At 63.1% G+C, this 21,952-nt stretch carries 24 protein-coding genes; 19 read left to right on the forward strand and 5 right to left on the reverse strand.

Annotated elements, in window-relative coordinates; genetic code table 11:
• Positions 1–13: 13 nt before the first annotated feature.
• Genes mpl through NRG23_RS23055 form a run of 3 tightly spaced genes read left to right on the forward strand, consistent with a single transcriptional unit; the run spans position 14 to position 2,272 of the window.
• Positions 14–1,363: a UDP-N-acetylmuramate:L-alanyl-gamma-D-glutamyl-meso-diaminopimelate ligase gene (mpl, locus tag NRG23_RS23045; RefSeq protein ID WP_016702691.1), complete on the forward strand. Its 1,350-nt coding sequence runs from the start codon at positions 14–16 to the stop codon at positions 1,361–1,363.
• Positions 1,360–1,992, forward strand: a complete 633-nt coding sequence (gene ubiX / locus NRG23_RS23050) for a flavin prenyltransferase UbiX (RefSeq protein ID WP_007927126.1) — start codon at positions 1,360–1,362, stop codon at positions 1,990–1,992. Before mpl ends, ubiX begins: the two co-directional genes overlap by 4 nt.
• The gene (locus tag NRG23_RS23055) at positions 1,985–2,272 is read left to right on the forward strand and encodes a YceK/YidQ family lipoprotein (protein ID WP_009051050.1); all 288 of its coding nucleotides are present in this window, start codon (positions 1,985–1,987) and stop codon (positions 2,270–2,272) included. Before ubiX ends, NRG23_RS23055 begins: the two co-directional genes overlap by 8 nt.
• A gap of 99 nt (positions 2,273–2,371) precedes the next feature.
• On the opposite strand, the gene NRG23_RS23060 is transcribed toward NRG23_RS23055, so the two are convergent.
• The 3 genes from NRG23_RS23060 to NRG23_RS23070 all read right to left on the reverse strand — a co-directional run bounded on the left by NRG23_RS23060 (position 2,372) and on the right by NRG23_RS23070 (position 5,319).
• A complete protein-coding gene (locus NRG23_RS23060; protein ID WP_009051049.1) occupies positions 2,372–3,013 on the reverse strand; it encodes an oxidoreductase in 642 nt (213 codons plus the stop codon).
• A 28-nt stretch (positions 3,014–3,041) separates the two neighbouring features.
• On the reverse strand, positions 3,042–4,760 hold the full coding sequence (locus NRG23_RS23065) for a C13 family peptidase (RefSeq protein ID WP_038635515.1): 1,719 nt from the start codon (positions 4,758–4,760) through the stop codon (positions 3,042–3,044).
• 103 nt (positions 4,761–4,863) lie between these two features.
• Positions 4,864–5,319, reverse strand: a complete 456-nt coding sequence (locus tag NRG23_RS23070) for a MaoC family dehydratase (protein ID WP_009051047.1) — start codon at positions 5,317–5,319, stop codon at positions 4,864–4,866.
• Positions 5,320–5,500: 181 nt separating this feature from the next.
• On the opposite strand from NRG23_RS23070, the gene NRG23_RS23075 reads away from it, so the two are divergent.
• From NRG23_RS23075 to NRG23_RS23085, 3 genes are read left to right on the forward strand one after another with little or no spacing between them, the layout of a single operon-like run.
• Positions 5,501–5,863, forward strand: coding sequence for a CidA/LrgA family protein (locus NRG23_RS23075; protein WP_009045794.1), 363 nt, complete (start codon positions 5,501–5,503; stop codon positions 5,861–5,863).
• Complete coding sequence (locus NRG23_RS23080) at positions 5,860–6,576, forward strand: LrgB family protein (protein ID WP_009051045.1); 717 nt, start codon at positions 5,860–5,862, stop codon at positions 6,574–6,576. Before NRG23_RS23075 ends, NRG23_RS23080 begins: the two co-directional genes overlap by 4 nt.
• Before the next feature lie 10 nt (positions 6,577–6,586).
• The gene (locus NRG23_RS23085; protein WP_009051044.1) at positions 6,587–7,177 is read left to right on the forward strand and encodes an LON peptidase substrate-binding domain-containing protein; all 591 of its coding nucleotides are present in this window, start codon (positions 6,587–6,589) and stop codon (positions 7,175–7,177) included.
• 19 nt (positions 7,178–7,196) lie between these two features.
• Here the strand turns inward: NRG23_RS23085 and NRG23_RS23090 are convergent, their stop codons facing one another.
• Positions 7,197–8,513 (reverse strand): bifunctional DedA family/phosphatase PAP2 family protein, encoded by a 1,317-nt coding sequence (locus tag NRG23_RS23090; RefSeq protein ID WP_028683487.1) that lies wholly within the window; start codon positions 8,511–8,513, stop codon positions 7,197–7,199.
• 95 nt (positions 8,514–8,608) lie between these two features.
• Positions 8,609–9,295 (reverse strand): DNA-3-methyladenine glycosylase, encoded by a 687-nt coding sequence (locus NRG23_RS23095; protein ID WP_028683488.1) that lies wholly within the window; start codon positions 9,293–9,295, stop codon positions 8,609–8,611.
• Between the two features lie 176 nt (positions 9,296–9,471).
• Here NRG23_RS23095 and NRG23_RS23100 point away from each other — a divergent pair, with 176 nt between their 5' ends.
• From NRG23_RS23100 to NRG23_RS23160, 13 genes are all read left to right on the forward strand, one after another.
• Entirely contained in the window at positions 9,472–10,737 is a 1,266-nt protein-coding gene (locus tag NRG23_RS23100) for a glutamate-5-semialdehyde dehydrogenase (protein WP_009051041.1), read from the forward strand.
• Positions 10,737–11,381: a nicotinate-nucleotide adenylyltransferase gene (gene nadD, locus NRG23_RS23105; RefSeq protein ID WP_009051040.1), complete on the forward strand. Its 645-nt coding sequence runs from the start codon at positions 10,737–10,739 to the stop codon at positions 11,379–11,381. The genes NRG23_RS23100 and nadD overlap by 1 nt, the downstream gene beginning before the upstream one ends.
• Positions 11,382–11,441: 60 nt before the next feature.
• Complete coding sequence (gene rsfS, locus NRG23_RS23110; protein WP_009051039.1) at positions 11,442–11,864, forward strand: ribosome silencing factor; 423 nt, start codon at positions 11,442–11,444, stop codon at positions 11,862–11,864.
• Positions 11,865–11,873: 9 nt separating this feature from the next.
• Complete coding sequence (rlmH, locus tag NRG23_RS23115; protein ID WP_023969283.1) at positions 11,874–12,341, forward strand: 23S rRNA (pseudouridine(1915)-N(3))-methyltransferase RlmH; 468 nt, start codon at positions 11,874–11,876, stop codon at positions 12,339–12,341.
• Between the two features lie 12 nt (positions 12,342–12,353).
• A complete protein-coding gene (mrdA, locus tag NRG23_RS23120) occupies positions 12,354–14,249 on the forward strand; it encodes a penicillin-binding protein 2 (protein WP_023969282.1) in 1,896 nt (631 codons plus the stop codon).
• 31 nt (positions 14,250–14,280) lie between these two features.
• A complete protein-coding gene (gene rodA, locus NRG23_RS23125; protein ID WP_050899124.1) occupies positions 14,281–15,384 on the forward strand; it encodes a rod shape-determining protein RodA in 1,104 nt (367 codons plus the stop codon).
• A 17-nt stretch (positions 15,385–15,401) separates the two neighbouring features.
• Positions 15,402–16,415 (forward strand): lytic murein transglycosylase B, encoded by a 1,014-nt coding sequence (mltB, locus tag NRG23_RS23130; RefSeq protein ID WP_025807698.1) that lies wholly within the window; start codon positions 15,402–15,404, stop codon positions 16,413–16,415.
• A complete protein-coding gene (locus NRG23_RS23135; RefSeq protein ID WP_028683489.1) occupies positions 16,415–17,416 on the forward strand; it encodes a septal ring lytic transglycosylase RlpA family protein in 1,002 nt (333 codons plus the stop codon). The genes mltB and NRG23_RS23135 overlap by 1 nt, the downstream gene beginning before the upstream one ends.
• Positions 17,417–17,599: 183 nt before the next feature.
• Positions 17,600–18,757: a D-alanyl-D-alanine carboxypeptidase family protein gene (locus tag NRG23_RS23140; protein WP_009051033.1), complete on the forward strand. Its 1,158-nt coding sequence runs from the start codon at positions 17,600–17,602 to the stop codon at positions 18,755–18,757.
• Positions 18,758–18,836: 79 nt separating this feature from the next.
• Entirely contained in the window at positions 18,837–19,112 is a 276-nt protein-coding gene (locus tag NRG23_RS23145; RefSeq protein ID WP_008152827.1) for a DUF493 domain-containing protein, read from the forward strand.
• Complete coding sequence (gene lipB, locus NRG23_RS23150) at positions 19,112–19,759, forward strand: lipoyl(octanoyl) transferase LipB (RefSeq protein ID WP_025807692.1); 648 nt, start codon at positions 19,112–19,114, stop codon at positions 19,757–19,759. Before NRG23_RS23145 ends, lipB begins: the two co-directional genes overlap by 1 nt.
• A 1-nt stretch (position 19,760) precedes the next feature.
• Complete coding sequence (lipA, locus tag NRG23_RS23155) at positions 19,761–20,783, forward strand: lipoyl synthase (protein ID WP_007927101.1); 1,023 nt, start codon at positions 19,761–19,763, stop codon at positions 20,781–20,783.
• Between the two features lie 167 nt (positions 20,784–20,950).
• Positions 20,951–21,898, forward strand: coding sequence for an LD-carboxypeptidase (locus NRG23_RS23160; RefSeq protein ID WP_257372331.1), 948 nt, complete (start codon positions 20,951–20,953; stop codon positions 21,896–21,898).
• The last annotated feature ends 54 nt before the right edge of the window (positions 21,899–21,952 follow it).

Here is a 21,952-nt window from a genome sequence, read left to right on the forward strand (position 1 = left end):
TACGAGGTCGACTATGCACATTCATATTCTCGGTATTTGCGGCACCTTCATGGGCTCGATGGCGGTTCTGGCCAAAGAGCTGGGCCATCATGTCACCGGCTCCGATGCCAACGTCTACCCGCCGATGAGCACCCAGCTCGAAGCCCAGGGCATCGAGTTGACCCAGGGCTACGACCCGGCCCAGCTTGACCCGGCGCCGGACCTGGTGGTGATCGGCAACGCCATGTCCCGCGGCAACCCGGCGGTGGAGTATGTGCTGAACAAGGGCCTGCCCTATGTTTCCGGCCCGCAATGGCTGGCCGACCATGTGCTGCAAGGCCGCTGGGTCCTGGCGGTCGCCGGCACCCACGGCAAGACCACCACCAGCAGCATGCTGGCCTGGGTGCTGGAGCATGCGGGCATGAGCCCGGGCTTCCTGATCGGCGGCGTGCCGCAGAACTTCTCGGTGTCGGCCCGCCTGGGCGGCACGCCGTTCTTCGTGATCGAAGCCGATGAATACGACAGCGCCTTCTTCGACAAACGCTCGAAGTTCGTGCACTACCGTCCGCGCACGGCGATCCTGAACAATCTCGAGTTCGATCATGCGGATATCTTCCCCGACCTGCCGGCTATCGAGCGGCAGTTCCACCATCTGGTGCGGACCATCCCGAGCGAAGGCCTGGTCATCCACCCGACCACCGAGCCGGCCTTGTTGCGGGTGATCGACATGGGCTGCTGGACTCCGGTACAAACCACCGGCGCGGGCGGCCAATGGCAGGTCAAGCTGCTCAGCGAAGACGGCTCGAAGTTCGAAGTGATGTTCGAGGGCGAGGCCCAAGGCGTGGTCGAGTGGGACCTGACCGGCCAGCACAACGTTGCCAACGCCCTGGCCACCCTGGCCGCGGCACGCCATGTCGGTGTGGTGCCGGCCATGGGCATCGCTGCGCTGAGCGCATTCAAGAGCGTCAAGCGGCGGATGGAGAAGGTCGCTGAAGTCCATGGCATCACCATCTATGACGACTTCGCTCACCACCCGACCGCCATCGCCACTACTCTGGACGGCCTGCGCAAGCGCATCGGCGATGCGCCGTTGATTGCGATCATCGAGCCGCGCTCCAACTCCATGAAGCTCGGCGCTCACCGTGACGGGCTGCCGGAAAGCGTCAACCAGGCCGATCAAGTGGTCTGGTATTCGCCGGCCAACCTTGGCTGGGACCTGGGTGCCACCGCCGCGCTGTGCACCGTGCCATCGATTGTCAGCGATTCCCTGGAAGGCATCATCGAGCGGGTGAAGAGCCAGGCCAAGCCGGGCACTCACGTGGTGATCATGAGCAATGGCGGCTTCGGTGGCCTGCACGGCAAACTGGCCGAGGCACTGCGATGAACAACGGCCCGGAACGCATCACCCTGGCGATGACCGGCGCCTCGGGCGCCCAGTATGGCCTGCGCCTGCTGGATTGCCTGGTGCGCGAAGACCGTGAAGTGCACTTCCTGATCTCCAAGGCCGCGCAGTTGGTGATGGCGACCGAGACCGACGTGACCCTGCCGTCCAAGCCGCAGACCATGCAGGCCTTCCTCACCGAGTACACCGGTGCCGCTGCCGGGCAGATCCGCGTGTATGGCAAGGAAGACTGGATGTCGCCGGTGGCCTCGGGCTCCGGCTCGCCGGCGGCGATGGTGGTGGTGCCTTGCTCCACCGGCACCTTGTCGGCCATCGCCACAGGCGCCTGCAACAACCTGATCGAGCGCGCGGCGGACGTCACCCTGAAGGAGCGCCGCCAGTTGATCCTGGTGCCGCGCGAGGCGCCTTACTCGAGTATCCATCTGGAGAACATGCTCAAGCTGTCGAACATGGGCGTGACCATTCTGCCGGCCTCTCCGGGTTTCTATCACCAGCCGCAGACCATTGACGACCTGGTGGATTTTGTCGTGGCGCGGATTCTCAACCTGCTGAACATCCCGCAGGACATGTTGCCGCGGTGGGGCGAGCATCATCTGAGCAGCGATGAGTAAGTCGCTGCTGATCCTGCTGGTCGCCCTGCAGCTGGGCGGTTGCGCCACGGCGCGTACGCTGAACGCGGCCAAGCCGGGGGCGCCGGTGGTGTATTCCGGGACGCGCCTGGATCTGTATGTGATGCAGGGCGGCTGTTGCCCGATGGATCGTTTCGGGGCTGAAGCGCCGAGCTATCCGGGTGTCGACCTGCCGGCCAGCGCCTTGCTCGACACGCTGCTGTTGCCGCTGTCGGTACTGACGGTATTGGGGGTTGGGTTTCAGGCTACAGGCGGGTTGTAGTTCCTTCGCGGGCAAGTCGGATCGCCGCCCGCTCGCTCCTGCAGAAAAGCATATGCTTGTGTAGGAGCGGAGCTTGCCCGCGATGCTGTCTGATGCTCGTTATTTACCCAGCTTGCGCAATTCGTCGGACTCAACGATCCGCACGCCATCCTGTTCTTCCAGCGCCAGGCGCCACATGGCCCGGGCCAGATGACAGGCTTCGATGCCATGGTATTTGCCGGGAATCAGCTTGGACAGCGGCCCGGCCAACTGTTCGGCGAGACGCGGTTCGATACGTTCGCCGAGCAGCAGCGATGGCCGGCAAATGGTCAGTTGCGGCCAGTCCTGGGCCTTCAGCGCCTGTTCCATTTCGCCTTTGACCCGGTTGTAGAAAATCGAGGATTTCGCGTCCGCGCCCAGGGCGCTGATCACGACCAGGTGCCGCGCGCCCATCTCCCGTGCGCGCTTGCCGAAGGCCACCACCAGGTCCAGGTCGACGGCACGGAACGCCTGTTCGGAGCCGGCTTTCTTGAGGGTGGTGCCCAGGCAGCAGAACGCCAGGTCCACCCGGCCGCTGAGTTGCGGCAGGAGTACCGCCGGGTCGCCGACCGGGTTTTGCAGGCGTGGGTGTTCGCTCAAGGGACGCCGGCTGGGCGCCAGTACGCGGGTTACCGTGGGTTCGTTGAGCAGGCGGTCGAGCAAGTGCTCGCCAGTCAGGCCGGTCGCGCCGGCGAGCAAGATATGCTGAGGCGTCAAGTACATAGTGTTTCCCCCTTGATACTGTTTCAGCTTAGTTGCTCTTTGCTTCCTTGCTGTCGTTGGCGGCGCTTTGCAGCGCCTTTCGTGCTTGCTGCTTGCGCAGATGCTGCCAGTGCGCCAAGACCCCCTTGGGCGCCCAGATCTGCGGTTCGGAGGCTTCGAAGTTATCCGCCAGTTCGCGTTCGGCCACGGTCGCCCGGGCCAGTTTGAAGGCCTGTTCCAGGTCGTCGGTCTGGTTCAGCGCCTGGGCGAACAGGGCATCGCCGAAGTAGGTGAAGTCGGCCTCTTCTGAGCAGCCGAACGATACGCGGTCGGCCTGTGAAGCGGTCATGATCAGGGTCCGCTCATCCTTGAGCGCGGGAATGAATCCGCCGGAATAACAGGCCGAGATCACGATGATCTTGTCGCGGTTTTTCAGGGGCGCCAGCACCGCGGCCAACTCGTCGGCCGGCAGGTCGGCCAGCTCCAGGCGTGGCTGGTCGAGCACCAGTTCGTGTTCGCTGGTACCGTGGCTGGTCAGATAGATGAACAGCAGGTCTTCCGGGCCGCTGCGTTCGGCCAGGACCTGTACCGCGCGCCGCAGGTTTTCCCGGGTAGCCATGGGCCGGCTGTCGAGGCGGTCGCGGTGGTTGACCAGGCGGATCTGCCCATAGGCGCCGAAGCGGGTGGCGAGCATGTTGCTGACATAGTCGGCCTCGCGCAGAAATACGCTTTGCTTGCCATCGCCGGCCAGCGTCAGGCTGTAGAGCTCGATGGCGGGCGTCGACGCCGGCACCGCGCCGAGGGCGTCGTCGAGCAGGCGGCCCTGGGCCAAGAGGCCGGTCTCCAACGGGTCGGGCAACAGTCGGCCGTCGGCATCGCGAACCCGCAGGCCGTTGATCCAGTCGCCGCTTTGCACGGTGCCATCGCGCAGTACCAGCACGCCGTGGCCCTGGTAGTTGTCGCCTTCGAAGCCACCGATATAGAAGCTGCCGTCGCTGAGGTTCAGGCGGCCCTGGCCGCTGAAGCGCCAGTCGCTGAAACGGCCAATGTAATGGCTGCCGTCGACGCCGATCAGTTCACCCTTGCCACTGAGGGCGCCTTCCTTGAACTGGCCGATCCAGACATCGCCGTCGGCGTTTTCGTAGCGACCCTTACCGCTGAGCTGGTTCTGTTTGAAGCCGCCAACGTAGAGATCGCCCTCGGCGCTGCTGAAAGTGCCGTTGCCTTCCAGCTGGCCGTCGACGAACTGGCCGCTGAACTGGTTGCCGCTGGCATCGCTGCGCTGGCCCTGGCCGTTGGGCTTGCCGCGGGAGAACTGGCCCTGGTACTGGCTGCCGTCTTCCAGCTCGAGGCGGCCGAGCCCGGAATACAGGTCGGACTTGAATTCGCCGCGGTAGGTCATGCCGCGTTCCTTGAGGGTGCCTTCACCGTCGCGCCGGCCCAGTTTGAAACCACCGGTGTAGCTGCTGTCCTTGGTGGTCAGGCTGCCCTGGCCGTGGAACAGGCCCTGCTGGAATTGTCCGCGGTAGACCTCGCCGTCGCTGCCGTGCCATTCGCCCTGGCCATGCCACTGGCCGCTGTCGAACTGGCCGGCATACCAACTGCCGTTGGGGTAGTCGATGCGGCCTTGTCCCTGCAACAACCCGTTGACCACATCGCCGCGGTAGCGACCACCGTCCGGCAGACGGGCATCGGGAGGCAGCAGCGATTCGCCGTCTCCACATGCGGTGAGCAACAGGGTCAGAGCCAGAGGTACAAGTGGGCGCATAGCGGGATCCGGATAATTAGGGGACCGAGTATGCCGCAGCAACGAGGCTTATATATAGAGAGGCTGCGCGAAACAGCATGAGCTGTTTCGCATCAGGAAGGTTTCAGACAAAGCAGAGGGACAATGGCTCGGCGATGTAGGCTGGTTTTTCCTGGCCTTCGATTTCCAGTGTGGCGGTGGCCTTGAGCAGCCATTGGCCGGGTTTCTTCTCGGTGACGTCCACCAGGTCGACCTTGAGGCGGACCCTGGAATCGACCTTGACCGGCTGGATGAAGCGCACGCTGTCCAGGCCGTAGTTGACCACCATCTTCAGACCCTCGGGCAGGATCAGGATGTCTTCCATCAGTTTCGGGATCAGCGACAGCGACAGGAAACCGTGGGCAATGGTGCCGCCGAACGGTGTCTGGGCGGCTTTTACCGGGTCTACGTGGATGAACTGGAAGTCACCCGTGGCTTCAGCGAACAGGTTGATACGCTGCTGATCGATGGTGAGCCATTCGGAACGTCCTAGTTCCTTTCCGACATAATCTTTGAGCTCTGCAACAGGAACATACGGCATTGAGACTCTCCTTGGGTTCATCGGTTTTATCGTTCTAAAGGGGCGGGGGCGTACCCCCTGACAACCCACTGTAGATCATCATGGGGGTTTGCTCCGGTCAACCTTCCATGCTTTTGGCGAATGCCGGTGCATAGCGTTCGCGTGCTTATAATGCCCGGCGTTTTTTCGGGGGGGATGAGAGATGTTGTTACGCGGTCTGACATGGCTGGTGCTGTTTCAATTGCTCGGCACGGCGATCAATCATCTGTTCCTGCCGATCCTGCCGGGGCCGATTGTCGGTCTGCTGTTGCTGCTGATCTTCCTGGTGGCGCGCGGCGAGGTGGGCGAGCCGCTGAACCTGGCCGCCTCCAGCCTCCTGCGTTACCTGCCGCTGTTGCTGGTGCCGCCCGCGGTGGGGGTGATGGTGTACGCGGCGGATATCGCTGCGGATTTCTGGGCGATAGTCGGCGCCCTGGTGTTGTCGCTGGTGATCTCCATGGCTTTCGTCGGCGTGTTGATGCAGCGACTGGTCAAGCGCCACGGACATCGGGAGGGCGGCCAATGATGTTCGACTGGCAGGGCGCCTGGGCGTCGGTGATCCACCATCCCTTGTTCGGCATCGGCATTACCCTGGGCGCCTATCAACTGGTGCTCGCGGCCTTCGAGAAAACCCGCTGGATCTTTCTGCAACCGGTGCTGGTCTCCATGTTGCTGGTGATCGGTGTGCTGCTGGGCTGTGGCTTGAGCTATGCCGAGTACCGCAAGAGCACGGAGATCCTCAGTATTCTCCTGGGCCCGGCCACAGTGGCGCTGGCCGTACCGCTGTACCTCAACCTGCGGCGGATTCGGCAGTTGTTCTGGCCGATATTTACTACGCTGGTGATTGGAGGGGTGGTCGCCACCGGCCTGGGCGTACTGCTGGGGTGGTGGTTCGGTGCCGAGAACATGATCCTGATGACCATGGCGCCGAAATCGGTGACCTCGCCGATCGCCATGCTGGTGGCCGAACAGATTGGCGGGGTCGCAGCGCTGGCCGCGGTGTTCGTGTTGATCACCGGGGTGATCGGGGCGATTTTCGGTCCGGCCATTCTCAACCGCCTGCAGGTGCACAGCCCGGAAGCCCGAGGCATGGCGCTGGGCATGACGGCTCACGCGGTGGGCACTTCGGTGGCCTTGCAGGAAAGTGATGAGTGCGGTGCTTTCGCGGCGCTGGCGATGAGTCTGATGGGTGTGGCCACGGCGGTCTTCCTGCCGTTGGCGGTGTCGTTGGTGGTTTAAGGAAACCTGTATGAGCCTGGCGCTTTTCCCGCTGAACACGGTGCTGTTCCCCGACTGCATTCTCGATTTGCAGATTTTCGAGGCGCGCTACCTGGACATGATCGGTCGCTGCATGAAACAGGGCAGTGGCTTCGGCGTGGTGTGCATCCTTGAGGGCGAAGAGGTGGGCATCGCCCCGGAAGGTTTCGCGCGGGTGGGCTGCGAAGCGCTGATCACCGACTTCCATCAGCAGGACAACGGCCTGCTGGGGATCCGGGTCAAGGGCGGGCGGCGTTTTCGGGTGCTGAGCAGCGAAGTGCAGCGCGATCAGTTGCGGGTGGCTGAAGTCGAGTGGCTGGGCGAGGCGCCGGAGCGGCCGCTGCAGGAGGAAGACGGGGACCTGATCGCCTTGCTCAAGGCGCTGGCCGAGCACCCGATGGTCGAAGCCCTGAACATGGGCACCGAAGCCACCGGCCAGCAGTCGCTGGCCAACCAACTGGCTTATCTGTTGCCGTTCTCAGAACTGGACAAGATCGACCTGCTGCAACTGGACGATCCGCAACAACGCCTGGATGCGATCCAGGCCTTGCTGGACGAATTGCAGGGCGAGCTGTTCGCCTGATCCTCGCGGCTACAACACCTCAATACGCATAACGCAGCATGGCGTGCGGTAGATGCCTGACTGCCTCGAAACCGAACAACGCGATCAGCGCCGGCAATACCAGCCACCAGATCTTGGCCGGCATGGGTTCCAGCGGGGTCTGGCGCTGGGCGACCCACAGGCTGGCAGCGCACACGCAGGCGGCAAGCATGGCGCCGGCGAGGATGTCGGAGGGCCAATGCGCGCCCAGGTAAATCCGCGACACGGCAATCGCGGCCGCCGGCAGACAGCCCAGCAGCAGCCAGGTCAGGCGCATGCGTGGCGGTTGGCCGCGACCGGCGAGCACCGCCAGGGTCAGGAACAGGGCGAACGAACCGGAACTGTGGCCGCTGGGCATGCTGTAGCTGGTCAGTGGGTCGGTCAGGACTTCCGGGCGCATGCGGGCGAAGAACAGCTTGGTGCCGGTGTTGGCCAGCGCAGTGCACAGCAGCGTGGCGCCCGCAAAAATCGCCTGCCGCCATTGCCGGGCAACCAGCAACAGCAGGGTGACCAGGGCGCTGGCGAGCAGCATGGTGCGGAATTCGCCGAACTGGGTGAGCACCACCATCACCTCGTCCATTGCCGGGCTGCGGTGCTCCTGGACCAGCGCCATCAGGCCCTGGTCGAAATGGTTCAGGTAGGGGTAACCGATGAACAGGCCTGCCAGGATCGCCAGGCTGAGGCCGGCCACCAACGGGCTGGCCTTGCGATGGCGGCGCACGGTGCTGTTGATGCTCAGGCCCAGCAGCACGGCGATGCTGGCGGCGACTATTCCCGCTTGCGGCCAGAAACCTTCAGGCAAGGGCAGGCGGATCGCCGCGCCCGTGGCCCAGCCCGGCAGCAGGTAGGCGACTGTCCAGCCGGCCGCGGCCAGCAGGCTGACGGCGAAAAAACGCGGGAACGACATGTCGAACATGCCGGCGACCATCGGCAGCATGGGGCGCAAGGGACCGATAAAGCGTCCGACCAACAGGCTGGCGATACCGTAACGCTGGAAATAGGCTTCGGCGCCGTTGATCCATTCCGGGTGATGGCGCAGCCCCGGCAAGCGGCGGATGTTCTGGTGAAAACGCCGGCCCAGCAGGTAGGACACCACGTCCCCGAGCAAACCGCCGAAGAACCCCAGCGCCAGGGTTTCACCCAGGGACAGAGCGCCGCTGCCGGCCATCACGGCAATGGCGAACAGCAGCACGGTGCCAGGCACGATCAGGCCGGCAATCGCCAGGCATTCGACGCAGGCGACGATGAACACGGCTGCCGCCAGCCATTGGGGATTCATCGTCAGCCAGCCGGTTATTCCGTCGAGCCATTGGCCCATAGGTTTTCAACTCCGATTATTCGGTGGGTTAACTGTAGAAGCGGACTTGCTCGCGATAAAACCATCCGCGGGCACGCCGGTTCCTGCGAAAGGGATCAATCGAGCAGCAAATAGTCGCGACCTTCGACCTGCCCGCGACGTAGCGGGTTCCGGGTGCAGTAGGGGGCGTAGGCGGCGTCGACAAAGCGGTACATCAAGTGCTCATCGCGGCCGTGAGGGATGCCCAGGCGGGTGGTCTGGATGACGCTGGCGACGGGCGTGCCGACATCCTCGACGAACAGCACTTCATGGTCGAAGCGCTTGGCATCCCACACCGGGACTTTCAGGCCCAGTGCCTTGCACAGCAGGGTCTGGCCGGCGCAGAGCTTCTGCGAGGGGCGCGGCCGGCCGCTGGCGTCGGGATTGTTCAGGAGCATCTGCGCCAGGCTGGCGGGGCCCGAGACTTCGTCGACCCAGGGGTAGGCCGACTTGATCAGCACCGCGTTGCCCGGCCCCTGGGCGCTGAAGTTCAGCGAGTCGCCGCCGCGGGCGTAGTACATATAGATGTGGCCACCGTCCAGAAACAAAGCCTTACGCTTTTCTGTGTAGCCAAGGGAGGCATGGCTGCCTTTTTCCTCGCAGTAATAGGCTTCTGTTTCGATAATGCGCGCCGACAGCCACAGGTCGCCGACCCGATGGCGGATGATTTTGCCGAGCAGTTCACGGGCCAGGACCTGGGCGTCTCGATCGAAAAAGCTGTCGGGCAGGGCCTTGGGCAGCGTCGGAGTGGACAGAATGGACATGGTAGCCAGGAGCGATGACGGGAATTGGGTCGGAATAATATCAATTCCAGGCTTAATTCAGGCTGAACGAGAGGTATTTGCCGTCCATTTCGACCATCCGCCCGTGACCGCTGTCCGTGGACCGGCGCGACAGCTATAATCAGCCGCTTTCCTCTTTGCCAAGACCACAGCAGACCATGACTGAGTCCGTTCTTGACTACATGACCCGTTTGGGTCGCGCTGCCCGCGAAGCCTCGCGGGTAATCGCCCGTGCCACCACTGCGCAGAAAAACCGCGCATTGCTGGCGGCTGCCGATGCATTGGACGCTGCTCGCCCCGAGCTGAGCGCGGCCAATGAGCAGGACCTGGCCAACGGCCGGGCCAATGGTCTGGAACCGGCATTGCTCGATCGTCTGGCGCTGACCCCGGTGCGTATCGACGAAATGATCGAAGGCCTGCGTCAGGTGGCCAAGCTGCCTGACCCCATCGGTGAAATCCGCGATATGCGCTACCTGCCTTCGGGCATCCAGGTCGGCAAGATGCGCGTGCCCCTGGGCGTGATCGGCATCATCTACGAGTCGCGTCCCAACGTGACCATCGATGCTGCCAGCCTGTGCCTGAAGTCCGGCAACGCGACCATCCTGCGTGGCGGCTCCGAGGCGATCAATTCCAACCGCGCCATTGCCACCTGCATCCAGCAAGGGCTGGCGGTGGCCGGCCTGCCGGCGCAAGTGGTGCAGGTGGTGGAAACCACCGATCGCGCGGCCGTTGGCGCGCTGATCACCATGCCCGAGTTCGTCGACGTGATCGTGCCGCGTGGCGGCAAGAGCCTGATCGAGCGGGTCAGCCGCGATGCCAAGGTGCCGGTGATCAAGCACCTGGACGGCGTCTGCCATGTGTTCATCGACGTGGCGGCCGACCTGGACAAGGCGATTCGCATCGCCGACAACGCCAAGACCCAGCGTTACGCGCCCTGCAACACCATGGAGACCCTGCTGGTCCACGCCGGTATTGCCGAGCGCGTATTGCCGCCGCTGGCGGCGATCTATCGCGACAAGAAGGTCGAGCTGCGCGGTTGCCCGCGTACCCGTGCCTTGCTGGGCGACGATGTGATCGAGGCCACCGAAGAAGACTGGCGCACCGAATACACCGCGCCAATCCTGTCGATCCTGGTGGTCGACAGCCTGGACGCGGCCATCGAGCACATCAACACCTACGGTTCGCAGCACACCGACGCCATCGTCACCGAGAACTTCACCGACGCCCGGCGTTTCCTCAACGAGGTGGATTCCAGCTCGGTGATGGTCAATGCCTCGACCCGGTTTGCCGACGGTTTCGAATATGGCCTGGGCGCGGAGATCGGTATTTCCACCGACAAGCTGCACGCCCGTGGTCCGGTCGGCCTGGAAGGGCTGACCAGCGAGAAATATGTCGTCTTCGGCGACGGCCATGTGCGCACTTGATGAGCAAACGTATCGGTCTGCTGGGCGGAACCTTCGACCCCGTGCACATCGGTCACCTGCGCAGCGCGCTGGAGGTGGCCGATTCGCTGGGGCTCGATGAGCTGCGGCTGACGCCCAGCGCGCGGCCACCGCATCGCGATACGCCGCAGGTGTCGGCCCTGGACCGTCTGGCGATGGTCGAGTGCGCGGTGGCGGGCGTTTCACCCCTGGTGGTGGACGACCGTGAGCTGAAACGGGACAAACCGTCCTACACCATAGACACCCTGGAACAGATGCGGGCCGAGATGGCCGCGGATGACCAGTTGTTCCTGTTGCTGGGCTGGGACGCTTTTTGCGGCCTGCCTACCTGGCATCGCTGGGAAGAGTTGCTCCAGCATTGCCACATCCTGGTGCTGCAACGCCCGGATGCCGATAGCGAGCCGCCGGATGCGTTGCGCAACCTGCTGGCGGCGCGCTCGGTGAGCGATCCCCTGGCCCTGCAAGGGCCTGGAGGACACATTGCATTCGTCTGGCAGACACCGCTCGCGGTGTCCGCCACCCAGATCCGTCAACTGCTGGCCAGCGGTAAGTCGGTACGTTTCCTGGTGCCTGATGCGGTCCTGGCCTATATCGATGCACACGGTCTTTACCGTGGGCCGAACTGAAGGCGCGCTGCCGGCCGATGCCGTGCAACGCGCCAAACATACGAGCTGAACGAGTTTTATATGACTAACCAAGTAATGAAAGGCGAAGATCTGGTCAAGGTGGCAGTCGCCGCGCTGGAAGACGTCAAGGCCCAGGACGTCCTGGTGATCGATGTTCGCGACAAGCAGAGCATCACCGACTACATGATCATCGCCACCGGTACTTCCAACCGCCAGATCGGCGCGATGCTGGAAAAGGTCCGCGAGATGGTCAAGGCCCAGGGCGTCAAGCCGCTGGGTGAAGAAGGCAAGGGCGACAGCGACTGGGTGCTGCTGGACCTGGACGACGTGATCGTGCACATGATGACCGCCTCCGCACGCCAGTTCTACGACCTGGAACGCCTGTGGCAGGGCGCCGAGCAGAGCCGTGCGGCCGATGGCAAGCACCACAGCCCGGAACACACCCATGAGCACTTCACCAAGCTCAACAAAGACCAGCAATAAGGGACGGCTGTGCGCCTGCGTCTGATCGCTGTCGGTTCACGCATGCCCAAGTGGGTGGAAGAGGGTTGGCACGAGTATGCCAAGCGTCTGCCATCCGAACTGGCGCTGGAACTGGTGGAAATACCGCTCAATACCCGTGGCAAGAACGCCGATGTGGCCCGTTTCATCCGTCAGGAAGGCGAAGCCATGCTGGCCAAGGTCGGCCAGAGCGAGCGGATCGTCACCCTCGAGGTCCACGGCAAGCCCTGGAGCACCGAGCAGCTGGCGGTGGAACTGGATCGCTGGCGCCTCGACTCGCGCACCGTGAACTTCATGGTCGGCGGCCCCGAGGGGCTGGCGCCGGAAGTCTGCGCGCGGGCGGACCAGCGCTGGTCGCTGTCGCCTTTGACCTTGCCGCACCCGCTGGTACGGATCCTGATCGGTGAACAGCTGTATCGCGCCTGGACGGTCCTGTCCGGGCACCCTTATCACAAATAGCCCGCGCCCCTAATGTCCCAGCCGATCCGTATCAAGGACCACGAAAAAGACGCCCGTCTGGTGCGTGGCCGGGTCGTGTTCGGGGCTATTGCCGTGGTCTGCCTGATCGGGGTGCTGATCGCGCGCCTGTATTACCTGCAGGTGATCCAGTACGACTATCACTCGACCCTGTCGGAAAACAACCGGGTCCACGTCCAGCCGATTCCACCGACCCGCGGCCTGATCTTCGACCGTAATGGCGTAGTAGTGGCCGATAACCGGCCGAGCTTCAGCCTGAGCATGACCCGCGAGCGTTCCGGCGATTGGCGCCAGGTGCTCGACGTCATTGTCGAAGTGCTGGAGCTGACGCCGGAAGACCGGGTGCTGTTCGAGAAACGCATGAAGCAGGGACGCCGGCCGTTCGAGCCGGTGCCGATCCTATTCGAGCTCAACGAAGAGCAGATCGCCCGGATCGCGGTCAACCAGTTCCGCCTGCCCGGGGTGGAAGTGGTGGCGCAGTTGGTCCGCCATTACCCCCAGGGCGCGCACTTCGCGCACTCGGTGGGCTACATGGGGCGGATCAACGAGAAAGAGCTGAAGACCCTGGACCCGGTGAACTACAGCGGCACCCACCACATCGGCAAGACCGGTATCGAGCGTTTCTACGAGCCCGAGCTGCACGGCCAGGTGGGTTACGAAGAGGTCGAAACCAACGCTCGCGGCCGCGTGTTGCGGGTGCTCAAGCGGACCGACCCGATTCCCGGCAAGGACATTGTCCTGAGCCTGGACATCAAGCTGCAGGAAGCCGCCGAGGCTGCCTTGGGCGGGCGGCGTGGTGCGGTGGTAGCGCTGGACCCGAACACCGGGGAAGTGCTGGCCATGGTCAGCCAGCCGAGCTTCGACCCGAACCTGTTCGTGACCGGCATCAGCTTCAAGGCCTATGCCGAGCTGCGCGACTCCATCGACCGTCCGCTGTTCAACCGGGTGCTGCGCGGCCTGTACCCGCCGGGTTCGACCATCAAGCCGGCGGTGGCGATCGCCGGCCTCGATTCCGGAGTGGTGACGGCCTCCACGCGGGTCTATGACCCGGGCTACTACCAACTGCCCAACTACGACCACAAGTACCGTAACTGGAACCGCAGCGGTGACGGTTACGTCGACCTCGACACCGCGATCATGCGGTCCAACGACACCTACTTTTATGACCTGGCCCACAAGCTGGGGATCGATCGGTTGTCGGCCTACATGAACAAGTTCGGTATCGGCCAGAAGGTCTCGCTGGACATGTTCGAGGAATCGCCGGGCCTGATGCCGTCGCGGGAATGGAAGCGCGCCACCCGCCGCCAGGCCTGGTTCCCGGGTGAGACGCTGATTCTCGGGATCGGCCAGGGTTACATGCAGTCCACCCCGTTGCAGTTGGCCCAGGCCACGGCGCTGGTGGCGAACAAGGGCAAATGGAACCGTCCGCACCTGGCCAAGACCATCGAGGGCGAAAAGCCGGTGGATGAAAACCCGATGCCGGACATTGTCCTGCGCGATCCGTCGGACTGGACGAAGGTCAACCACGGCATGCAGCAGGTGATGCACGGTGCCCGTGGTACGGCGCGCAAGGCGGCCATCGGCTCGCAATACCGGATCGCCGGCAAGAGTGGTACGGCCCAGGTGGTCGCGATCAAGCAGGGCGAGAAGTACGACCGCTCCAAGGTCCAGGAGCGCCATCGCGACCACGCCCTGTTCGTCGGCTTCGCGCCGGCGGAAAACCCGAAAATCGTGGTCTCGGTCATGGTCGAGAACGGCGAGTCCGGCTCCGGCGTGGCGGCCCCGGTGGTGCGCCAGGTGATGGACGCCTGGCTCCTCGGCCCGGATGGCCTGCTCAAGCCTGAGTTTGCCGGCCCTATCAGTGCGGAGGCTACGGCCCGTGAAGAGTAATTTCGATCGCATCCTGTCCAGCGAGGATGTGATGCGTCGCCGTGCGACGCTGTTGCAGCGCATGCACATCGACGGTCCATTGCTGATTCTGTTGCTGACCCTGGCGGCCGGCAGCCTGTTCGTCCTGTATTCGGCGAGCGGCAAGAGCTGGGACCTGCTGGGCAAGCAGGCGACGTCATTCGGCATCGGCCTGGTGTCGATGATCATCATTGCCCAGCTCGAACCCCGGTTCATGGCGCGCTGGGTGCCACTGGCCTATGTGCTCGGCGTGGTGCTGCTGGTGGTGGTGGATGTCATGGGACACAACGCCATGGGCGCCACCCGCTGGATCAACATCCCCGGGGTGATTCGCTTCCAGCCCTCGGAGTTCATGAAGATCATCATGCCGGCGACCATCGCCTGGTACCTGGCCAAGCGCAGCTTGCCACCGCAGCTCAAGCATGTGGGCATCAGCCTGATCCTGATCGGAATCCCGTTCATTCTGATCGTGCGCCAGCCGGACCTCGGCACCTCGCTGCTGATCCTTGCCGGTGGCGCCTTCGTGCTGTTCATGGGCGGCCTGCGCTGGCGCTGGATCCTCAGCGTGCTGGCTGCCGCGGTGCCGGTGGCGATCGCCATGTGGTTCTTCATCATGCACGACTACCAGAAGCAGCGGATCCTGACCTTCCTCGATCCGGAAAGCGATCCGCTGGGCACCGGCTGGAACATCATTCAGTCCAAGGCGGCCATCGGTTCCGGTGGCGTCTTCGGCAAGGGCTGGTTGCTGGGCACTCAGTCCCACCTGGACTTTTTGCCCGAGAGCCACACCGACTTTATTATCGCGGTCATGGGCGAAGAGTTCGGCCTGGTGGGCATTTGCGCCCTGCTGCTGATCTATCTGCTGCTGATCGGTCGTGGGCTGGTAATCACCGCCCAGGCGCAGACGCTGTTCGGCAAATTGCTTGCTGGCGCCCTGACCATGACGTTTTTTGTTTACGTTTTCGTCAACATCGGTATGGTCAGTGGCCTGTTGCCGGTCGTGGGGGTGCCGTTGCCGTTCATTAGCTACGGAGGAACTTCGCTGGTGACGCTGCTGTCAGCGTTTGGGGTTTTGATGTCGATCCATACCCATCGCAAGTGGATCGCGCAGGTTTGAATAAGGTGAAGAATTCAATGCAAGCAATGCGTGGCTGGACCGCTCGGTATGCGCCGTGGGTCGGTCTGGTAGGCATCCTTGGTGCAGCGCAGGAAGCGCTGGCCGGCGGCGAATACGAAGGTTCGCCCCAAGTGGCCGAGTTCGTGGGCGAAATGACTCGCGACTATGGCTTCGCGGGCGAACAGCTGATGGGGGTGTTTCGCGAGGCCGAGCGCAAGCAGTCGATCCTCGACGCCATTTCCCGGCCCGCCGAGCGGGTCAAGCAGTGGAAAGAATACCGGCCGATGTTCATTACCGACGCGCGTATCGCCCGCGGTGTGGACTTCTGGCGCCAGCACGAGGCGGTACTGGCCCGTGCCGAGCAGGAATACGGGGTTCCGGCCCAGGTGATCGTGTCGATCATCGGTGTCGAAACCTTCTTCGGGCGCAACACCGGTAACTATCGGGTGATCGATGCGCTGTCGACCCTGGGCTTCGATTACCCGCCACGTGCCGAGTTCTTCCGCAAGGAATTGCGCGAATTCCTGCTGCTGGCGCGCGAGGAACAGGTCGATCCACTGACCCTCAAAGGCTCTTACGCCGGCGCCATGGGCTTGCCGCAGTTCATGCCGAGCAGTTTTCGCGCCTATGCTGTGGACTTCGACGGCGACGGCCACATCAATATCTGGACCAATCCAGACGATGCCATCGGCAGTGTTGCCAGCTATTTCAAGCGTCACGGCTGGGAGGCCGGGCAGCCGGTGGTCAGTCGGGCCGAAGTGCGTGGCGATCAGGTCGACGAGGGCCTGACCACCGGTATCGAACCGACGAAAACCGTTGGGGAGTTGCGGGCGCTGGGCTGGTCGAGTCATGATGCGCTGCGCGATGATATGCCGGTCACGGCTTTTCGCCTGGAAGGTGACAATGGCCCCGAATACTGGATGGGCCTGAAGAATTTCTACGCGATCACGCGTTATAACCGCAGCGTGATGTACGCCATGGCCGTACATCAGCTCTCTGAACAGCTGGTCCAAGCACGGGGCGTCAAGTAATGCTGGCATCGCCAATCCGCAAACCCCTGAAGCTGGTGGCTCTTGCCGCGTTGTCCTTGCTGGTGGTCAGTTGTTCGTCAACCCAGGCGCCGAAACAGAAAGGCCCGGCGACGGCCGCACGTTCGAAACCGGTCCTGGACATCAACCGCGCCCACAAAGACGGCGCGCCCTGGTGGGACGTCGATGTATCGCGTATCCCTGACGCCACGCCGACCCTGCACACCGGCCCGTACAAGGCCAACCCTTATACGGTGCTGGGCAAGACCTATTTCCCGATGGCCGAATCCAAGCGTTATGTCGCTTCGGGCACGGCTTCCTGGTACGGCACCAAGTTCCACGGGCAGAACACCGCCAATGGCGAGGTGTATGACCTGTACGGCATGAGTGCCGCGCACAAGACCCTGCCCTTGCCGAGTTATGTCCGAGTGACCAACCTGGACAACCACAAGAGCGTGATCCTGCGGGTCAACGACCGTGGGCCGTTCTATTCGGACCGGATCATCGATTTGTCCTATGCCGCGGCCAAGAAGCTCGGTTATGCCGAGATCGGCACTGCCCGGGTCAAGGTCGAGGGCATCGACCCGCAGGAATGGTGGGCCCAGCGCGGCCGGCCGGCGCCCTTGATGCTCAACGAGCCGAAAGCCGCGCCAGTGATGACGGCGTCCACGGGGACCGTCGAGCAATGGACTCCACCTGCGCAGCAGCACGCCGCGGCCGTCGTGCCGGTGCAGCTGGATGCAAAAAAAAACGCTTCTGCGCAAGCCTCTGGCCAGTATCTGCAGGTGGGCGCCTTCGCCAACCCGGACGCTGCCGAGCTCCTGCGCTCGAAGCTGAGCGGGATGGTGAGCGCTCCGGTGTTCATCAGCTCGATCGTGCGCAATCAACAGACCCTGCACCGGGTACGCCTGGGGCCGATCGGCTCGCAGGGTGAGATCCAGCAAGTGCAGAACAGTGTCCGGCTGGCCAATCTGGGGCAGCCGAGCCTGGTAACCGCCGAGTAATCGGATTCTGATTCATGGTTCACCCGCGGTATTTGGGGGGGAACCCAGGTTGTTGGCTCGTCGTACAACAAAAGCCCGGCAAGGGTCGTGAGTGAACAACTGAACACGCGACAGCCCTTTAGAAGGCTGTCTGAATAGTTTTGTCCGCGAGGACAAGTTTCCATTAGCAATTTCGAGAGACGGATGAACATCACCACCTTTGCCAAACGCCTGTGTCTGCTTGTCCCGCTGATCATCACGCCTGCCGCCTGGGCGGTAGAAGTGATGCCGTCGCCACCGCAGCTGGCCGCCAAGTCCTATGTGCTCATGGAGGCCAGCAGCGGTAACGTGCTGGTGGAGAACAACGGTGACCAGCGTCTGCCGCCAGCCAGCCTGACCAAGCTGATGACGGCCTACATCGCGACCCTGGAAATCCGTCGCGGCCAGATCGGTGAGAACGACCCGGTGACCGTCAGCGAGAACGCCTGGCGTACCGGCGGTTCGCGGATGTTCATCAAGGTCGGTTCGCAGGTCACTGTCAGCGACCTGCTGCACGGCATCATCATTCAGTCGGGTAACGACGCCAGCGTCGCGGTTGCCGAGCACATCGCCGGCAGCGAAGACGCCTTTGCCGACATGATGAACAAGACCGCCGGCGACCTGGGCATGACCAATAGCCACTTCATGAACCCGACCGGCCTGCCGAACCCCGAGCACTACTCGTCGGCGCACGACATGGCGGTCCTGGCTCGCGCCATCATTCACGAAGACCCGGCTCACTACGCGATCTACTCGCAGAAAGAGTTCTTCTGGAACGGCATCAAGCAACCTAACCGCAACCTGTTGCTGTGGCGTGACAAGACCGTCGATGGCCTGAAAACCGGCCACACCGACGAAGCCGGCTACTGCATGGTGTCCTCGGCCGTGCGTGACGGCATGCGCCTGATCGCCGTGGTGTTCGGTACCAACAGCGAGCAGGCTCGTGCAGCCGAAACCCAGAAGCTGCTGACCTATGGTTTCCGCTTCTTCGAAACCCAGACCTTCTACCAGAAGGGCACCGAGCTGGCTCAGGCGCCTGTCTGGAAAGGCACTGCCTCCCAGGTCAAGGCCGGTCTGGCCCAGGACCTGAGCATGACCATGCCAAAAGGCCAGCTGAAGAAGCTCGCGGCCAGCATGACCATGAATCCACAATTGATCGCGCCTATCGCCAAGGGCGACGTGATTGGTAAAGTCGAAGTGAAACTGGACGACAAGGTGGTGCACAGTGCCGACCTGATCGCTCTGGACGCGGTCGACGAAGGTGGTATCTTCCGCCGCATGTGGGATAGCATCCGCCTATTCTTCTACGGCTTGTTCAACTGATATTGTCGACCCGCGTGGCCCTCGCTCTGAAGTAGAGCGGGGCCGCGTCCGTCGCCACGGCTTACGAGGCCGTTACGCCATGACAGACACCGAAGTAAAGGCGCCAAAGATCGAATTCCCCTGCGCGGATTACCCGATTAAGGTGATCGGCGACACCGGCGTGGGTTTCAAGGACAAGATCATCGCGATCCTTGAAAAACACGCGACCGTTGACCACAAGACCCTGGCCGAGCGCCAGAGCACCAACGGCAAGTACACGACCATCCAGCTGCACATCATCGCCACCGGTCAAGAACAGCTGTACGACATCAACAGCGAGTTGCGGGCCACCGGTTTCGTGCACATGGTGCTGTGATGCCACAAACGCTGGGCTTTCGCGAGCTCGGCCAGATGGCCTACGAGCCGGTCTGGCAGGCCATGCAACGCTTTACCAACGAACGCGGCACCGACGCTCCCGATGAAGTCTGGCTGGTGCAACATCCACCGGTCTTTACCCAGGGCCAGGCGGGCAAGGCCGAACACCTGTTGCTTCCCGGGGATATCCCGGTGGTGCAGGTCGACCGGGGTGGCCAGGTGACCTATCACGGTCCTGGCCAACTGGTGGCTTATCTGCTGCTGGACGTGCGCCGTTTGGGTTTTGGCGTGCGAGACCTGGTCAGCCGGATGGAGCAGTGCCTGGTCGAGCTGCTGGCCAGCTACGGCGTGGCTGCGGCGGCCAAGCCGGATGCCCCCGGCGTTTACGTCGATGGCGCGAAAATCGCCTCCCTGGGCCTGCGGATCCGCCATGGTTGTTCCTTTCATGGCCTGGCCTTGAACGTGGACATGGATCTGCAGCCGTTTCGACGGATTAACCCCTGTGGCTATGCCGGGCTGGCAATGACCCAGCTGAGCGACCACACAGGACCGATTGAATTTGCCGAGGTAAGTGCCCGGCTGCGTGCGCAGCTCGTCAAACACCTCGACTATGCTGAGCAGACGACCCTAACGGGCGGAATCGACTGATATGACTACTGCGCAAGACGCTGTGCAAACCCTGATCCCGACGCTGGATGTTTCCGAGCGCCCGGCCCGTGCGAAAGTTGAAACCGGCGTTAAATTGCGCGGTGCCGAGAAAGTCGCACGTATCCCGGTGAAGATCATCCCGACCACCGAACTGCCGAAGAAACCGGACTGGATTCGCGTGCGAATTCCGGTGTCCCCGGAAGTCGACCGGATCAAGCAATTGCTGCGCAAGCACAAATTGCACAGCGTCTGCGAAGAAGCCTCCTGCCCGAACCTGGGCGAATGCTTCTCCGGCGGTACCGCCACCTTCATGATCATGGGCGACATCTGCACCCGTCGCTGCCCATTCTGCGACGTCGGTCACGGCCGTCCGAAGCCTCTGGACGTCGATGAGCCGATGAACCTGGCGGTAGCGATCGCCGACCTGCGCCTGAAGTACGTGGTGATTACTTCGGTCGACCGCGACGACCTGCGCGACGGCGGTGCCCAGCACTTTGCCGACTGCATCCGCGAAATCCGCAAGCTGTCGCCGAACGTGCAGCTGGAAACCCTGGTCCCGGACTACCGTGGCCGCATGGACGTCGCGTTGGAAATCACCGCCGCCGAGCCGCCGGATGTGTTCAACCACAACCTGGAAACCGTGCCGCGCCTGTACAAGGCCGCGCGTCCGGGTTCGGACTATCAGTGGTCGCTGACCCTGCTGCAGAAGTTCAAGCAGCTGGTGCCGCACGTACCAACCAAATCCGGCCTGATGCTGGGCCTGGGCGAGACCGACGACGAAGTCATCGAAGTCATGAAGCGCATGCGCGAGCACGACATCGACATGCTGACCCTCGGCCAGTACCTGCAACCGTCCCGCAGCCACTTGCCGGTGCAGCGTTTCGTGCACCCGGACACCTTCGCCTGGTTCGCCGAGGAAGGTTACAAGATGGGCTTCAAGAACGTCGCCTCGGGCCCGCTGGTACGTTCCTCCTACCACGCCGACGAGCAGGCGAAGCTGGCCAAAGAAGGCCTGGTCTCCTGATGTAATGCGCCCGCAAGGTCTTTCCTTGCGGGCGTCATCTTCCGTTACGCCCGCGCCTCCCTCCCTTCATAGACTTTTCCTGCAAGCGCCGTGGCGTTTCGGCACTTCTGTTTGCCCGCTTTCATGGCTACTGTGCACTAGAGAATCCACACAGGGAGAACCATTGGATGACCCTCCAACCGACTGACGTCCTTTGTGCGCAACGGCCGGTGCCGGCGCTGCTTTCGCAAGGGCTGATCGGCTTGATTGCACCCGCCGGGCCTGCAGCCCTGGATACCGAGCAAGCCGCCCGCTGGATGCGCGCTCGAGGTTATTCGCTGCGGATCTACCCCGGAGTCCAGCAGAAGGACGGCTATCTGGCCGGTAGCGACGAGGTCCGCCTGAACGACCTGCACGCCGCTTTCGCCGATGACGATGTCGATGCGATCCTGTGCCTGCGGGGGGGCTACGGCAGCCCACGCTTGCTCGACCGGATTGATTACGACCTGTTGCGCCGCCACGCCAAGCCGTTTGTCGGCTACAGCGACATCACTGCGCTGCACCTGGCCATCAATCGTCATGCCGGTTTCGTGACCTTTCACGGGCCGATGCTCAATGCCGACCTGCTGGGCGACAAGCAGCCACCGACCGAGTCCTCGCTGTTCAGCCTGCTCAGGGGGCAACTGAAGGCTGGCAGCCTGCTGGCGCATCCGGCGGCTTATCCCTTGACCACCATCGAACCTGGCATCGCCTGCGGCCAGTTGCTGGGGGGCAATCTGTCGTTGATCGCCGCGACCATGGGCACGCCGTATGAGATCAATGCTGACGGCATCATTCTGTTCATCGAAGACATCAACGAGCCGCTGTACCGGATCGACCGTCTGCTGACGCACCTGCGCCTGGCCGGCACGCTCGACAGGCTTCGTGGTGTGCTGGTGGGAGATGTGGCGGGCGTGGAGCCCCAGGCGCTTGCCGGGCTGCTCAAGCAGACCTTCGAACCCCTGCGCATCCCGGTGCTGGCTGGATGGCGCAGTGGTCACTGCGATCCGAACCTGACCCTGCCGTTGGGAGCGATGGTCAGGCTGGATGCGGGGGAGAAGCAGTTGATCCTGGAACAGGACGTGGTGTTCGGCTGATCAGCCCGTGCCCGATCCCCTTGTGGGAGCGAGCGTGTCCAAGACGATTACCCT

This window comes from Pseudomonas sp. T8 (assembly GCF_024610635.1).
Lineage (GTDB): Bacteria > Pseudomonadota > Gammaproteobacteria > Pseudomonadales > Pseudomonadaceae > Aquipseudomonas > Aquipseudomonas chlororaphis_I.